Here is a 14,216-nt window from a genome sequence, read left to right as displayed (position 1 = left end):
TCGGCTAGTGCAGTTTATTGGGTAAGGATAATCGAAAAGGAGGGATTTCGGCCTCAAATTCATTACCAGCCTCATCTACCAAGGTGTAGCTGCCTTGCATTACGCCCACTTCGGTGGCTAATACTGCACTACTGGTATAAGAGAAGGGCTTTTCAGGTTTTAAGTGAGGTTGTTTGCCAACTACGCCATCACCTTTCACTTCGTTCACTTTGCCATCACCGTCAGTGATCACCCAATGACGACGCAATAATTGCAGCGCGTGAGCGCTACAATTACGAATAGTGATGGTGTAGAAAAAGGCAAATTGCTGCTTTTCTGGTACTGAGTGTTCAGGTAGAAAACCCGATTCCACTTCAATATCTAAATCATAGTCTTGAGTATTACTGGTCACTATTTGAAGCCTGCAATAATTGTTCTTTATCTATGTAATTAGCAATATCACAAAACTGTTGAATAGTTAAATTTTCTGGTCGAAGGGTTGGCTTAAGTCCCAATATTTCTAAGTGCTCTACGGTAAGTAAATTACCCAAAGCATTGCGAATAGTTTTACGACGCTGATTAAAGGCTTCTTTACACACTCTATCTAAGGTGCTTAAAGAATTGAGCGGGTGCAAGGTACTTTCGTAAGGCTCTAAACGGACCACTGCAGAGTCAACTTTAGGCGGAGGCATAAAGGCTTCTGGCGGTACTTCTAAGGCTGGTAGCACCTTACATTGGACTTGAGTCATTACACTTAATCGGCCATAGGCTTTGCAATTAGGCTCTGCGGCCATGCGCTTAACCACTTCTTTCTGCAGCATAAAATGCATGTCAGAAATGGCACTGGTAAAGCTCAATAAATGGAAAATAAGTGGTGTAGAAATGTTATAAGGCAAGTTGCCAAAAACCCGCATTTTTTGCTCGGGTTTACACAATTGCATGAAATCAAACTTAAGCGCGTCAATTTCATGGATAGTGAGTTTGTCGGCCAAGGTTGGATGCTCACGCAAACGCTGAGCCAAATCTCTATCTAGCTCTACAACTTGCAGGTGGCCAGCAGTACTCGCTACTGGATCTGTCAATGCGCCTAGACCTGGGCCAATCTCTACCAAGTTTTCACCTGGTTGTGGGTAAATAGTGGCCACAATTTGGCTAATGACCGAATCGTTGTTTAAGAAATTTTGACCAAAACGTTTACGGGCACGGTGTCCCTGGTGAACTTGTTTATTCATGCTCTCGCTCCACCATGTCAATGGCTTGTTCAATGGCGGTAATCATACTTCCATGATCGGCTTCACCAGTTCCCGCAAGCTCTAAAGCTGTTCCGTGGTCAACTGAGGTTCTAATAAAGGGGAGTCCAAGGGTAATGTTTACCGACTTACCAAAACCTTTATATTTTAGCACCGGTAAACCTTGGTCGTGATACATCGCCAATACAGCGTCTGCTTCGGCCAAGTATTTGTCTTGAAATAAGGTATCAGCCGGTAAAGGGCCAATTAAATTCATATTATGTTCTTCGCGCATTTGCTCGAGCAAGGGGATAATAATGTCCAGCTCTTCTCGACCCAGATGCCCATCTTCCCCTGCATGAGGGTTCAGCCCACAAACAAAAATCTTTGGTTGCTTAATCGCAAACTTGGTTTTTAAATCGTGGTGCAAAATAGTAATAATGTTATGTAAACGTTCATGGGTAATTGCTTTAGCTACATAGGCTAGCGGCAAGTGCGTGGTTGCTAATGCTACGCGTAACCCTTCGGTGGCTAACATCATCACGACATCGGCGGTGCCTGATTGTTGAGCGAAGAATTCGGTATGGCCACTAAACGATACGCCGGCTTTATTGATAATGCCTTTGTGTACCGGGCCAGTGACCACTGCGGCAAATTGCCCATTCATATTGCCATCACTGGCAAATTTAAGCGTATTTAACACATAGTGACCGTTCGCTTCATCTAGCTTGCCAGCTATTGCTGGCGTGCTCATTGCTACTGGAGCAACGGTTAAGGTGCCAGCCGCTTGTGGTTTAGCGGCTTGCTCTGATTGATAAGGAAGTAGGGTGATGTTAAGGCCTAGTTTAGCAGCACGCTCTTTAAGTAAACGTGGATCTGCAACTACCACTAGCTCCATTGGCCAGTCGCGCTGGCTAATCGCAAGTACTAAATCTGGGCCAATGCCAGCGGGCTCGCCTGGCGTTATAGCAATTCTTGCTACTGGCTGGCTCATGCCTCACCGTCCAAAATTTCTACATAAGCTTCTTCGCGAAGTTCTTCTTGCCAAGCTTGAGTTTCTTCGTTGAATTTACGATTGAAGATCATTTGATAAGCGCGGTTTTGACTGGCTTTATTGGTGGTGTCAGTGGTGCGTTTATCGAGAACCTCTAACAAGTGCCAACCAAAGGTTGAGCGGAATGGCTGGCTGAGTTCACCCACTTCTAATCGGCTAGCTGTATCTCTAAATGCCGGTACGAATACACTAGGATCGGACCAACCAAGCTCGCCGCCACGTACCGCTGAACCAGGGTCTTCAGAATATTGACGAGCCAGCTCTTCAAAGGTCACTTCGCCGAGAATTAATTGTTGGCGAAATTCAGCGAGCAAGCTTTGCGCTTTGTTGTCACTAAGAATAATTGATGGCTTGATTAGAATGTGGCGAGCGTTTACTTCCAGCGTTTCCACTTTTTGTAAACCTTCGGCATCTAGTACCATCAAAATATGTAAACCTGAGTCAGTACGAATTGGCCCTAGTACTGAACCTTGATGTTGGTTTCTTACTACACCTGCAAACAAGGTCGGCATTTCTTCTATGGTCATCCAGCCCCAGTCTCCGCCCTCTAAGGCTTTTGGACCTTGCGAGTGAGTCATTGCCAACTGATTAAAGTTTTCGCCATCTTTTAACTGTTGTACTAGGCTTTCTGCAAGTTGTTGAGTATTGGTTTCATCGCTCCCAAGGCGCAACAAAATGTGCCCTACATGATAGCGAACAGTGCCTTTATCTTGCTCTTCTATAAGCTTCATTAAGGCGTCAATCTCTTGTTCAGAAACATTCACTCGGCGCTGTACTTGGCTACGACCAACTTCACCTAAAACTATTTCTGTTCGAATGTCTTCGCGAAACTGGTTATAGCTAACATTCTGTTTTTCTAAATCGTCTAAGAATTGCTCACGAGTTTTCTTCTCTCCAGCAATAATGTTATCGATGGTGTTTTCTAGTTGGCTATCACTAATTTTAATACCAAGTCTGTCGGCAAGCTGAAGCTGTAAGCTCTCAAGGATGAGTCGATCCATTACTTGTTCTTGTAGCTCTTCCTCTGGAGGAAGTTCTTGGCCAGAATCTGTAGCATTACGCAATACTTTGTTGGTTAGCTCGTCAATCTGACTTTCTGTAATGACATCGTTATTCACAATCACTACGACTTTGTCGAGTAACTGTTCTTGAGCCTGAACCAGCCCAGTGTTAAGCATTAACATACTTACACCAAGCAAAATTAACTTTTTCATTTCGTTCCTATATTACGGCGTGCAAAGCGCCGGCTACTTTAACATATTTGTACTAAAGGTTTTAATTGTTGAGGTAAAAGGGCTGTCCGTATTTAAAGTTGCCGCCCTCTAACATTTGTTCACGGCTGCTGGTATCACTACCGCCAAGCCCCTTAATTTCGAAATCGAGACGTAGTGAGGTATCAAATTCACCCACTCGGTCAACGCCTGAAGAGTCATCCACATAGGTGCTTTGTAGGCCACGTTGGTAAGTTAAGCGAATCCCCCAACAACAAGAGTTGTATTGAACGCCAAGATAGCTTTCGATACTTCTATCTAAGATCATATCGCGGTAATAGCTACCTACAGCAGAAATGCTATCGGTAACGGGCCAAGCTACTTTGCTACCAATTTGGTTTACATCGCTCACCATGGTTTCACTGGCTTGTGAATAACGGTAATTAAGCTGTATCAGTTTTTGGATTTCTGGGCGCCACTCTACCGCCGCGTTGGCTTTGTTAATGCGGCCTTCTAAGGTATCGATTTGTATTCCAGTATGCCCGTACCAATCTTGTTGAATGTTAGCATCGGCTTCGAATGCGAGTGCTGAGCTAGAGTTATTAGTAGGCTCGCTTCCTGGGTTCAGAGTGGTGCGACTGGGCTCTATATAAATAATTTGACCCAGACTTAAGCGCAAGGTTTCTTGGTTACTTGGCGACAAAAATCGTGAATGTACACCTAAAGTAATTTGGTTCGCATCAGCGATGCGATCTAAGCCGCTGTAGCGTTGATCACGAAACAGGCCGTAATAATCTTGTTGCAGGTTATCAGTATCATATATGCCTATATCATCTTGATTGGTATATGGGATATACAAGTATTTAATCACCGGCTCGAGTGTTTGGGTATAGTTGTCGCCATACCAGCGAGTTTTTCTATCAAAGTTTAAGCCCCCCTGAACACTTACTTTAGGCAAGGTACGGCTTACATTTGTGGCCAAGTAATCGTACTCAGAACTATTGCCTTTATCTTGGTTGTAGTAGGTATGCATTAAGGCGAGGTCTGCTTGGAAAAAACCTGCAGGTACCGCATAAGGTAAACTTAAGCTCGGTTCCAAATGAACACGTTGAGCGGTGTAAACAGTGTTATCACTATGAGTGAAATTACTGATTTCGCTATCAAAACCAAATTGCAGGGTTTGCCAGTCGAGATCCCAATCACCCGCGAATGTAAGTTGTGGCAATAAGGTGTGTGGCTGCTCGGTGTTGCCTAGTACCTGAAAGTCTTGAACTAACAATTGGGTGTACCAGTTTTTGGTGTGGTAACCCACATCACCGGTTTGCAATAGCTGGTTTTCATTTACTTTGCCGAGTTTATCGCCTAAGTCATTGAAATAGTTATCGTCACTAATTTGAGTGTAATCGGTATTAAAGCGCCAATGGCGTTTGTATTGGCCTTGATGGTCCCAATGAAATAGATAGCGGTCTTCATTAATAACGTCGTCATTGGCCAAGTATTCTGCATTAATGGTGCCGTTGTTTTGCCCTTTCAAATATCTAAACTCAGTTTGTAATTGCAAACCTCGGCGTGTCATTAAACGCGGAGTAATGGTTGCATCTAAGTTGGGGGCAATATTCCAGTAATAGGGCGTGGAGATATCTATACCATTTTTAGTTGAAGTAGAGATAGTTGGAAACAAAAAACCACTATGCCGTTGGTCGCCAATCGGATAAGAGAAATAAGGCAAATACATAACCGGCACATCAAATAGCCTTACGGTGGCATTTTTAGTGGTAGCCCATTGTTCTTTTGAATCGATATCAATTTTTTCTGCGCGGATTTCCCAGCTCTTATCATCGGGTGGGCAAGCAGTGTAGCTGGCATCCTCTAGTGAAAGGTTTTGTTCCCCATTGATGGTAAGGTTATGCGCTTCGCCTCGGCCTTGTTGCTCGAAGAGCTGATATTCAGCTGAGTTAAGTGTGGCTTTGTGATCCTTCAAACTTGCGTCAAAGGTATCGCTTTTTACACTCACTAGATTATCTTGAAATTCAATGTCGCCGGTAGCTTTAAGGGTTTGCGCTTGTTCATCAAGCACAGTATTTTCGGCTTTCAGTACACGAGGCCCTTGAGCAAACTCAACATGGCCGGTAAAACTGGCTTTATCGCCCTGCTTTGCATGCAGTTCATCAGCCGCAATAGTGTATGGTGCGAGAGGGTCTACGGGACCGGATTTAATGCGCTCTGGAATATGAGCTCGGCATTGTGGCATGGACAACGGTGTTTCTGCGTGAGCACTGAGGCTAGAAAGCAACGCCGCTAATCCTAGCGAAGTTTGCAGGCACCGTTTAGTTACGAACATATAAATATGAACCATTCCCTGATATAAACAAATTCCAAGCGCGAGACTTCAACGTTGTGCTTAATGAATTCTGTGGTTAAAGTTAGCCGCTTATAATACTGGATTTATTGGTGAGCGGCTATTTAAAGGCTGCTATTAGTATAAGAAATTATAGGTAATTTAGTGCGCGAATCTGCTTTACAGCAATGGCTGTCAAAAACCTTACACATTGTACCTCCTCAGTTAACGATGATAAGTGGTGACGCCAGCTTTCGACGTTATTTTCGCTTCACCTTAAAAACGGGTGAAACAGCGATTGCTGTAGATGCACCGCCCAGCACAGAAAAAAACCAACAGTTTGTCGCGTTGGCTAAGGCGCTATGTGATCAAGGCATTGCCGCACCTATGGTGCTAGCTGCAAACTTCGATGACGGCTTTCTCTGTATAGAGGACCTTGGCTCTAGCATGTTAGAAGATCAGCTTAATCAAGACTCTGCTCAGCAACTTTATAGACAAGCACTTGATTTAATCGTTCACTTACAAACAGTTAAACGCTCTGATTTGGCGGAATTAGACACATTTGACCGGGCGTTTATCCAACGAGAGTTAGATATATTTGCTGAGTGGTTTGCCGGAAAAGAGTTGTGCTTAGCAGAAGGTTGGCAAGACAGCGCTGCTTGGGATGAGTTGTGTGATTCCGTCAGCCTAGCGATTATAGAGCAGCCCTATGTGCCGATGCATCGTGATTTTCATAGTCGTAACCTGATGCTGCATAAGCAACAAATGGTGATGATAGATTTTCAAGATATGGTGTGGGGGCCTGTTAGCTACGATGTGGTTTCACTGCTAAGGGATTGTTACATTGCATGGCCAGAGCCATTAGTTGATGGCTTAAATCTAGAGCTCTACCAGACAATTAAAGCCAATTTTAAGCAAGATGTTAGTGCAAAACAATGGCAACGATGGTTTGATTTAACCGGTTTACAAAGACACCTTAAAGCGATTGGTATTTTCTGCCGTTTAGATCACCGTGACGGTAAAACAGCTTACCGAGCAGCTATTCCACAAACCCTTAATTACGTTATGCAAGTGAGTGCTCGCTATCCTGAGTTAGCTAAATTTAATCAGTGGCTAAAGCCTATATCGGAAGGGTTTAAACAATGAGTCAGATTAAAATCGCGATGATTTTGGCGGCGGGGCGGGGCGAGCGAATGCGCCCACTTACCGATAACTGCCCAAAGCCATTGCTAAAAGTAGCAGGCAAATCCTTAATTGAATGGCACATTGACAAGTTGGTGAGAGCAGGGATAAGCAAAATTGTTATCAACACCGCCTATTTGGGAGAGCAAATAGAAGCAAGTGTCGGAGATGGTCAGCGCTGGGGAATAGAGATTTTGTATAGCCACGAAGCCGCTGCATTAGAAACCGCCGGCGGAATTGTTAATGCACTCCCCTTAATCGCCAGTAAACAATTTTTGGTGATCAACGGTGATGTATGGAACGATTGGGACTATCGAACACTTTGCCAAAATACCGTACTTGATGCTGATGCAGATGCTTATTTGTATTTGGTAGCGAACCCAGCGCACAATTTGACTGGAGATTTCAGCCTTAACAATGGCAAAGTGCTAGATACACCAGAGTTCACCTTTAGTGGTGTGGCTATTTATCAGCAGTGTTTTTTTGAAGATGCTACAGAGGGTAAGCAAGCGCTCGCTCCTATGTTGCGCAAAGCCATGAAAAAGCAGCGTGTAAGTGGTCACTTACAACACGGACATTGGGTTGATGTGGGTACTCCGCAGCGACTGAAAGAATTAGATAAACATTTAACCAATAACAGAGATTAACTATGCGCGTTTGGGGAAAGGTATTAGGGGTATTTTTTGGCTTCCTATTTGGTAATGTTTTTGGGGCCTTACTCGGCTTATGGCTTGGCCATCGTTTTGATAAAGCAGTGGGCGGAAACTTTGTTTTTTCTGCTGCTAATAGCCAAGCTGCTCAGCAAGAGTTTCTATTCTCCACTTTTGCAGTCCTTGGGCATATTGCCAAATCCAAAGGTGTAGTTACTCAGCAAGAAATTCAGGTGGCTAACTTTTTAATGGATCAAATGCGCCTGCAAGGTGAAGCTCGTCGCCAAGCGCAAGAAGCATTTCGCCAAGGGAAAGATTCTGATTTCCCGCTAGAAGAGCAAGTGTCTCGTTTTGTTGCAGCAGTAAACGGCCGCCGAGATTTATTGCAAATGTTTATGGAAATTCAATTACAGGGTGTATTTGCCGATGGCGTGATTGACGACAGTGAACATGCTTTGTTGAAACGGGTTGCGCTAGCACTGGGTTTCTCAGAACAAGAGTTGCAGGCAATGATATCGCGCTGGGAAGCCGAGCTTAAATTTCATCGTCATGGTGGCGGTCAACGTCATAGCACACAAAGCTCTGCTAAACAGCTAGAAGAGGCTTATCAAATATTGGGTGTAAGTGCCGAAGATAGTGACCAACAACTTAAGCGAGCCTATCGTAAATTGATGACTCAGCATCACCCCGATAAACTGGTAGCCAAAGGTTTACCGCCCGAGATGATGGAGCTTGCTAAGCAGCGAACTCAAGATATTCAGCAAGCTTACGAACTGGTTAAGCAGCAACGAAAAGCGGCTTAATCAGGGAATACTTGATGACGGGGGTGGCCAGCGGCAAAGGCATCTATATTGCCAATGACTTGGTCGGCCAACATTTGCATGTTTTGTTGACTGGCCCAGCCTATATGTGGGCTCATTATAAAACTGTTTAAGTGCATTGCTTGTAACAAAGGGCTATCGGCCTTAGGGGGCTCAGATTCCGATACATCGCTAGCAGCACCTGCTATTTGTTTATTTTGAAGGGCCTGTAGTAAGGCCTGCTCATTCACAATGCCGCCGCGTGCGGTATTAATTAGCAATGCATTTTTCTTCATTAACAAAAACTCTGGTTCATCGATCAAATCTTGAGTTTGCGGAGTTAAGGGGCAGTGAATACTAATCACATCGGCACAAGAAAGTGCCTGGTTAAAGTCCACTCTTCCCGGCCTAGGCTGTTTGTTTTTGTGCTCTGCAAAGATCACCTTCATGCCAATATTACTGGCTAACTCTGCAGTGGCTTGGCCAAGGTTTCCAGCGCCTATTACCAGTAGCGTTTGACCCGCTAAGTTATCTATCGGATAGTCAAAAAAGCAGAACTGTTGAGATTGCTGCCAGCGCCCGTGTTGAATGGCCTGATGATAAGCCAATAGGTTGCGTCTTAGATTAAACATTAACGCTAGGCTGTGTTCGGCAATGCTTTGCGATGCGTAATCTCTCACATTTGAAACCACAATGTTTAGTTCTTTAGCGGCGTGTAGGTCTACGTTGTTGGTGCCGGTGGCGGCTACTGCAATCATTTTGAGCTGGGGTAATTGCTCTAACAACTGCCTGTTTAATTGCACTTTATTCACGATAATGATGTCGGCATCATTGGCCCGCTCTAATACTTGTTGCGAGGTGCTGCGCGGGTATTCATGCCATTGATGGGAGAATTGTGGACGGCTAAGTTCAATGTTGTTGGCAAGAGTAAGACGGTCTAAAAATACAATTTTCATGTTTAAGCATCAACGTGAGTTCTTTGTGCTTAAGCTTACCAATAAGCGCTGGCTGCGACTACTTGTGGCTAGTACCAGCCTAAAGAGCTAAACCATCCGTAAACAGTTTTGTTTAACTTCGCACTATTCGGCTCGTTGTCGGCGGTGGCTGGCAGATGTGTTTGTCGGTAGTTTAGTTTTTGATTTTTATTACTGGCGGTTAGCCTTAATTCCCGTGCATGTTGTTGCCATTGGTTATATTGCTCTGCGTAAATATCTAACACTGGGATAGGCAGCTTGGCGGTTTGTTCTGCCAGCTTTTTGTTGAGTTGTTGGTTTGGGTAGTAGGCACTGATTAGCACTAAACCATCTGGCGGAGTCAGTTGCTGCTGAGACAATAACTCGACCAACCATGCGCCCATTACACCCTGGGCAACAATCACCTGAAAACCAAATTGTTCTTGTTGATTTTGTTTGGCTGCCTCAATTACGGCTTGCAGGTTTTTTTTGTATTGCTGTTGTTGTTCGGTGTCTTCAGCTTCTATTTGCTGCATTAAACCTTGCATAGGAGCAGGAGGTAGAACAGCACCCGTTTCCCAGCCGAGCTTTGGTAGCGCTTGGCGGAGTGAATCAACACTATTGGGCGCGCTAGGTGATACACCCCAATCGGGTAGCAGAATTACTGTGCCGCGTTTTTGAGGTGTTTCTTCTTCTAGCCATAGGCTAACAAATTGTTGTTGCTCTACGTCAAGTGGCTTAAGCTCGCCATTGACCTGCCAGTGTGAAAAATCTTGAGATTGAACTTGAGCCCATGCCCCATTTATCGCCAATAAGCTGGTGAGCACGCAAAGCTTAACAATTTGCACGATAAACGATTCCTTGGCCAAGTTAATACTTATGTATCGGACACACTAGGCGTAAGCTTTAACTAAAACGGTGGCGCGCATTCAAATTCCATAAATTGCTCTGTATCAGGGTGAAAAAAGCCAAGCTTGGCGGCATGTAAATGTAAGCGCTCACTCAAGTCTTTAGCTTGCTGGTGAGCATAAAAGGCATCACCAATAATGGGGCAATTTATTTGCTGCATATGAACTCTTAACTGATGGGTACGGCCAGTAATCGGCTTAAGCTCAACCAGACTACTTTGCTCTCGCTGCTCAATGACTTGCCAATGAGTGAGCGCCTCTTTACCTTGTTCATGATCGACAATTTGTTTGGGACGATTTGGCCAGTCACAGCGTAAGGGTAGGTTAACTTCGCCACTATTGTGTTCTGGGTGACCAAATATTTCTGCGTAATAGGTTTTGGTGGTTCGTCGCTGTTGAAACTGCCGGCTTAAGTGGCTTTGCGCGGGTTTGCCTAGTGCCATCACAATTAAGCCAGAGGTTGCCATGTCTAAGCGATGTACCACTTTTGCATCTGGCCACACCCGCTGTGCGCGATGCCATAAACTGTCTTTCTCAAGGCGACCGGGTACCGATAACAAACCACTCGCCTTATTAAATACAATCACGGCGTCGTCTTTGTAAACAACACTAAAATAGGGAGACATTGGCGGACGATAAACAAAATCAGGCATAGCTACAGCTCTAAAAAATAAGGCCTTAGTGTAAGCTAAGGCCTTGGACTAAATAAAATAGAAAATCGACTAACTAGTTGTGTGACACCAGAATTACTCGCAAAGCGTCCAGTTTTACTTGGGCTTTTTGCAGGTAATTGCCCGCGTTATCACGCAGTTCGCGTAAGGTATCCAACTCATCTTGGCGAATGCTTGGATTAACCGCACTTAATGCTTCTAAACGTTCCAGCTCTGCATTTAAGCTTTGTTGCATGCTTTGGTTTGCGTTATCAACCACTTCTGAGAGTTGCTGTTGAGCAAGTTCATTGGCTTGCGCTAACAAAGGGTGAATTTGTGCTTGAGAGGCGCTAATTAATTTGGCCGCTAAATGGCGATTTACCGCCGAAAGCTGCTGGTTAAATTGCTCAAAGCTCACATTGTTAGATAAGTTTCCGCCGTTTTTATCAAGCAGAATGCGTACCGGCGTTGCGGGTAGGTAGCGTTCAATTTGGTATTCAGCGGGGGCACTGGTTTCTATTACAAAGATCCCTTCCACAAATAAACTGCCTACAGGTAGCGCGCGGTTTTTAAGTAGCGCTACCGAGGTGGTACCTAAATCGGCGCCCAAAATGGTATCGATACAACTTTGTAATAAAGGATGCTCCCAAGACATCAGCTGGATTTCATCTCGGCTTAACGCAGTGTCTCTATCGTAAGTAATGGTACAACCGTCTTCCGGTAAGCCATTAAGTGTAGGAACTATCATTTGTTCGCTAGCATGAAGCACTAGAGCATTTTCGCCTTTGTCATCTTGGTTGATCCCTATCGTGTCAAAGAGACGCAAGCTAAAGGTTACAAAATGAGGGTCTTGTTCTGCCGCTTGAATTTTTTCAATCAACTCAGCCGCTTTATTACCGCCACTAGAATGAATTTCTAATAATCGATCACGGCCAGCATCCAGTTTTTGTTTTACTGCATGATAGCGTTTTGCGGTTTCACTAATTAGCTGATTCAATTCAGCTTCGTCTGGCTCATTTTGTGCCAACAAACCCATTAAGCGTTCACCAAACTCAGTGTAAATAATCGACCCGGCAGGGCAAGTTTGTTCGAAAGCGTTTAAACCTTCGTGGTACCAGCGTAATAAGGTTTGCTGAGGTGTACCTTGTAGATAAGGAACATGGATCTGAATATCATTCTGTTGACCAATGCGATCTAGGCGACCAATCCGTTGTTCAAGTAAGTCGGGATTGGTGGGTAAGTCGAATAACACAATATGGTGGGCAAACTGAAAATTACGACCTTCCGAGCCAATTTCAGAACATACCATGAGCTGTGCGCCAGCTTCATCTTGAGCAAAGTAAGCGGCGGCTTTATCGCGCTCAAGTAAAGACATGTCTTCGTGAAATACCGTACCGCGGATTCCCTCACGAGTTCGCACTGCATCTTCAATAGCCAGCGCTGTGGCTGCTTTGGCACAAATCAGAAGTACTTTCTTTTGTTTGTGCGCCAGTAAGAAGCCTGTTAACCATTCAATTCGTGGATCAAATTTGCTCCAACTCGCTTCTCCTTCAGCTTCACCTTCAAATTGCTGATAAAGCTCTTCTGGGTACATCAGCTGGTTAGCCGAGCTAGGTTTACTGCCTTGCATCATTTGATGCACTTTTAAAGCTGTTTGATACTGACTAGGTAAACCTAAAGGGTAGCTCGCCAATTGGCGTAGCGGGAAACCTTCCATCGCACTGCGAGTGTTTCTGAATAAAACACGGCCGGTACCGTGGCGATCTAGCAAGTGCTGCAATAATTCGTCGCGGGCTTGTTGCTGTTGCTCATAACTAGATGCAGCATCATTAATAATGCTGAGTAGCGGCTGGATGTCGTTTTCTGTGAGTAGTTCGGTTAGCTTATTCGCTTGCTCAGGAGTTAACGACGCGCTATTTAATAGTGATTGCGCGGCATCTGCTACCGGTTGATACTGCTGCTCTTCATCCATAAAGGCTTGGTAATCGTAAAAACGGTCGGGATCCAGCAAACGCAAGCGTGCGAAGTGGCTCTGATGACCAAGTTGGTCTGGCGTTGCCGTTAGTAACAATACACCCGCTACTTTCTTAGCTAAGGCTTCAATAATTTGGTATTCGCGGCTTGGTGTTTCTTCGTCCCATTGTAGATGATGAGCTTCGTCTACAATCATCAAGTCCCAATCAGCTTCTACAACTTGCTCGAAACGTTTCTTGCTACCGCGCAGAAAGTTTAAGCTGCATAAAACCAGCTGTTCAGTTTCAAAGGGGTTATCTGCTTCGGCATAAGCTTCAATGCAGCGGTCTTCGTCAAACAAACTAAAGTGCATATTAAAGCGGCGCAGCATTTCAATTAACCATTGAAACTGTAACGCGTCAGGTACCACAATGAGCACTCGCTTAGCCAAACCTGCAATCAGTTGCTGGTGGATAATGAGGCCAGCTTCAATGGTTTTACCCAATCCCACTTCATCAGACAGTAATACGCGAGGAGAGATACGGCGTCCAACTTCACTGGCTATATAGAGTTGGTGAGGAATTAAACTGACTTTACCGCCCATTAAGCCTTTAAGGTCTGATTGCTGTTGTTCAAAACGCTTAATCAAGGTTTGGTAACGGACCACGAAACTATCGAAGCGGTCTACTTGGCCGGCAAACAAACGATCCTGTGGTTTATTAAACTTAAGGAAGTGACTCAAAAACATCTCGCGAAGCTGAACCGTTTCTTCAGTGTCATGGCGTACACCATGGTAAATAATCAATTCGTCTGCTTGTTCTACCTCGGTAATAGTCATCGACCATTCTTCGGTACTGGTAATATCATCGCCTACATTAAATACCACACGGGTAACCGGTGCTTCGGCCATAGCATAAAAGCGGTTTTCACCACTGGCTGGGAACAGTAAGGTCACCATTCTGCCTTCCATAGCAACTACGGTTCCTAAACCTAACTCAGATTCTGAATCACTGATCCAGCGTTGGCCGATAGAAAATGACATCAGCAAGAGACTCCAAAGGAAAAAGGGCGGCTATGGTATCCAATACATCAGTGAAGTAAACCAAGAATTACAAGATTATTGCTTCTATATAGAGGAAGCTACTCATGTACCATAGCGAAACGCCAAAACTAAACTATAGTTATTGAGCTGAGAACATGCGAATCAAGCTAAAAAAAGCACAATCTGTTTGCTATCTGAACACTTGACTCGATTTCTGTGATTTTCTTCAAAAAACGCTTGCACCAAAATCGCGGATCCCTATAATGC

At 44.5% G+C, this 14,216-nt stretch carries 12 protein-coding genes; 3 read left to right on the top strand and 9 right to left on the bottom strand.

Going from position 1 to position 14,216, the window contains the following annotated elements; translation table 11 throughout:
• Window positions 1-4: 4 nt before the first annotated feature.
• From apaG to lptD, 5 genes are all read right to left on the bottom strand, one after another.
• Window positions 5-391: a Co2+/Mg2+ efflux protein ApaG gene (apaG, locus tag Q4549_RS21185; protein WP_137674307.1), complete on the bottom strand. Its 387-nt coding sequence runs from the start codon at window positions 389-391 to the stop codon at window positions 5-7.
• Window positions 381-1,211 (bottom strand): 16S rRNA (adenine(1518)-N(6)/adenine(1519)-N(6))-dimethyltransferase RsmA, encoded by an 831-nt coding sequence (rsmA, locus tag Q4549_RS21180; protein ID WP_137674306.1) that lies wholly within the window; start codon window positions 1,209-1,211, stop codon window positions 381-383. Before rsmA ends, apaG begins: the two co-directional genes overlap by 11 nt.
• Complete coding sequence (gene pdxA / locus Q4549_RS21175) at window positions 1,204-2,202, bottom strand: 4-hydroxythreonine-4-phosphate dehydrogenase PdxA (RefSeq protein WP_303554492.1); 999 nt, start codon at window positions 2,200-2,202, stop codon at window positions 1,204-1,206. Before pdxA ends, rsmA begins: the two co-directional genes overlap by 8 nt.
• On the bottom strand, window positions 2,199-3,476 hold the full coding sequence (surA, locus tag Q4549_RS21170; protein WP_303554494.1) for a peptidylprolyl isomerase SurA: 1,278 nt from the start codon (window positions 3,474-3,476) through the stop codon (window positions 2,199-2,201). The genes pdxA and surA overlap by 4 nt, the downstream gene beginning before the upstream one ends.
• Before the next feature lie 61 nt (window positions 3,477-3,537).
• Entirely contained in the window at window positions 3,538-5,814 is a 2,277-nt protein-coding gene (gene lptD, locus Q4549_RS21165; protein WP_303554496.1) for an LPS assembly protein LptD, read from the bottom strand.
• 162 nt (window positions 5,815-5,976) lie between these two features.
• Here lptD and Q4549_RS21160 point away from each other — a divergent pair, with 162 nt between their 5' ends.
• From Q4549_RS21160 to djlA, 3 genes are read left to right on the top strand one after another with little or no spacing between them, the layout of a single operon-like run.
• Window positions 5,977-6,957, top strand: a complete 981-nt coding sequence (locus Q4549_RS21160; protein WP_303554498.1) for an aminoglycoside phosphotransferase family protein — start codon at window positions 5,977-5,979, stop codon at window positions 6,955-6,957.
• The gene (gene murU / locus Q4549_RS21155) at window positions 6,954-7,640 is read left to right on the top strand and encodes an N-acetylmuramate alpha-1-phosphate uridylyltransferase MurU (protein ID WP_303554500.1); all 687 of its coding nucleotides are present in this window, start codon (window positions 6,954-6,956) and stop codon (window positions 7,638-7,640) included. Before Q4549_RS21160 ends, murU begins: the two co-directional genes overlap by 4 nt.
• 2 nt (window positions 7,641-7,642) lie before the next feature.
• Window positions 7,643-8,446, top strand: a complete 804-nt coding sequence (djlA, locus tag Q4549_RS21150) for a co-chaperone DjlA (RefSeq protein ID WP_303516710.1) — start codon at window positions 7,643-7,645, stop codon at window positions 8,444-8,446.
• Here the strand turns inward: djlA and Q4549_RS21145 are convergent.
• The 4 genes from Q4549_RS21145 to rapA all read right to left on the bottom strand — a co-directional run bounded on the left by Q4549_RS21145 (window position 8,443) and on the right by rapA (window position 13,949).
• Window positions 8,443-9,399 (bottom strand): D-2-hydroxyacid dehydrogenase, encoded by a 957-nt coding sequence (locus tag Q4549_RS21145; protein WP_303554502.1) that lies wholly within the window; start codon window positions 9,397-9,399, stop codon window positions 8,443-8,445. The genes djlA and Q4549_RS21145 overlap by 4 nt on opposite strands.
• 68 nt (window positions 9,400-9,467) lie before the next feature.
• On the bottom strand, window positions 9,468-10,244 hold the full coding sequence (locus tag Q4549_RS21140) for a DUF3530 family protein (RefSeq protein ID WP_303554504.1): 777 nt from the start codon (window positions 10,242-10,244) through the stop codon (window positions 9,468-9,470).
• A 62-nt stretch (window positions 10,245-10,306) separates the two neighbouring features.
• Window positions 10,307-10,957, bottom strand: a complete 651-nt coding sequence (locus tag Q4549_RS21135; RefSeq protein ID WP_303554507.1) for a pseudouridine synthase — start codon at window positions 10,955-10,957, stop codon at window positions 10,307-10,309.
• A 73-nt stretch (window positions 10,958-11,030) separates the two neighbouring features.
• Window positions 11,031-13,949: an RNA polymerase-associated protein RapA gene (gene rapA, locus Q4549_RS21130; protein WP_303554509.1), complete on the bottom strand. Its 2,919-nt coding sequence runs from the start codon at window positions 13,947-13,949 to the stop codon at window positions 11,031-11,033.
• Window positions 13,950-14,216 lie beyond the last annotated feature (267 nt).

The sequence above is a fragment of the Agarivorans sp. 2_MG-2023 genome (assembly GCF_030548085.1).
Classification (GTDB): Bacteria; Pseudomonadota; Gammaproteobacteria; order Enterobacterales; family Celerinatantimonadaceae; genus Agarivorans.
This window is presented reverse-complemented; position numbering and strand designations above follow the sequence as displayed.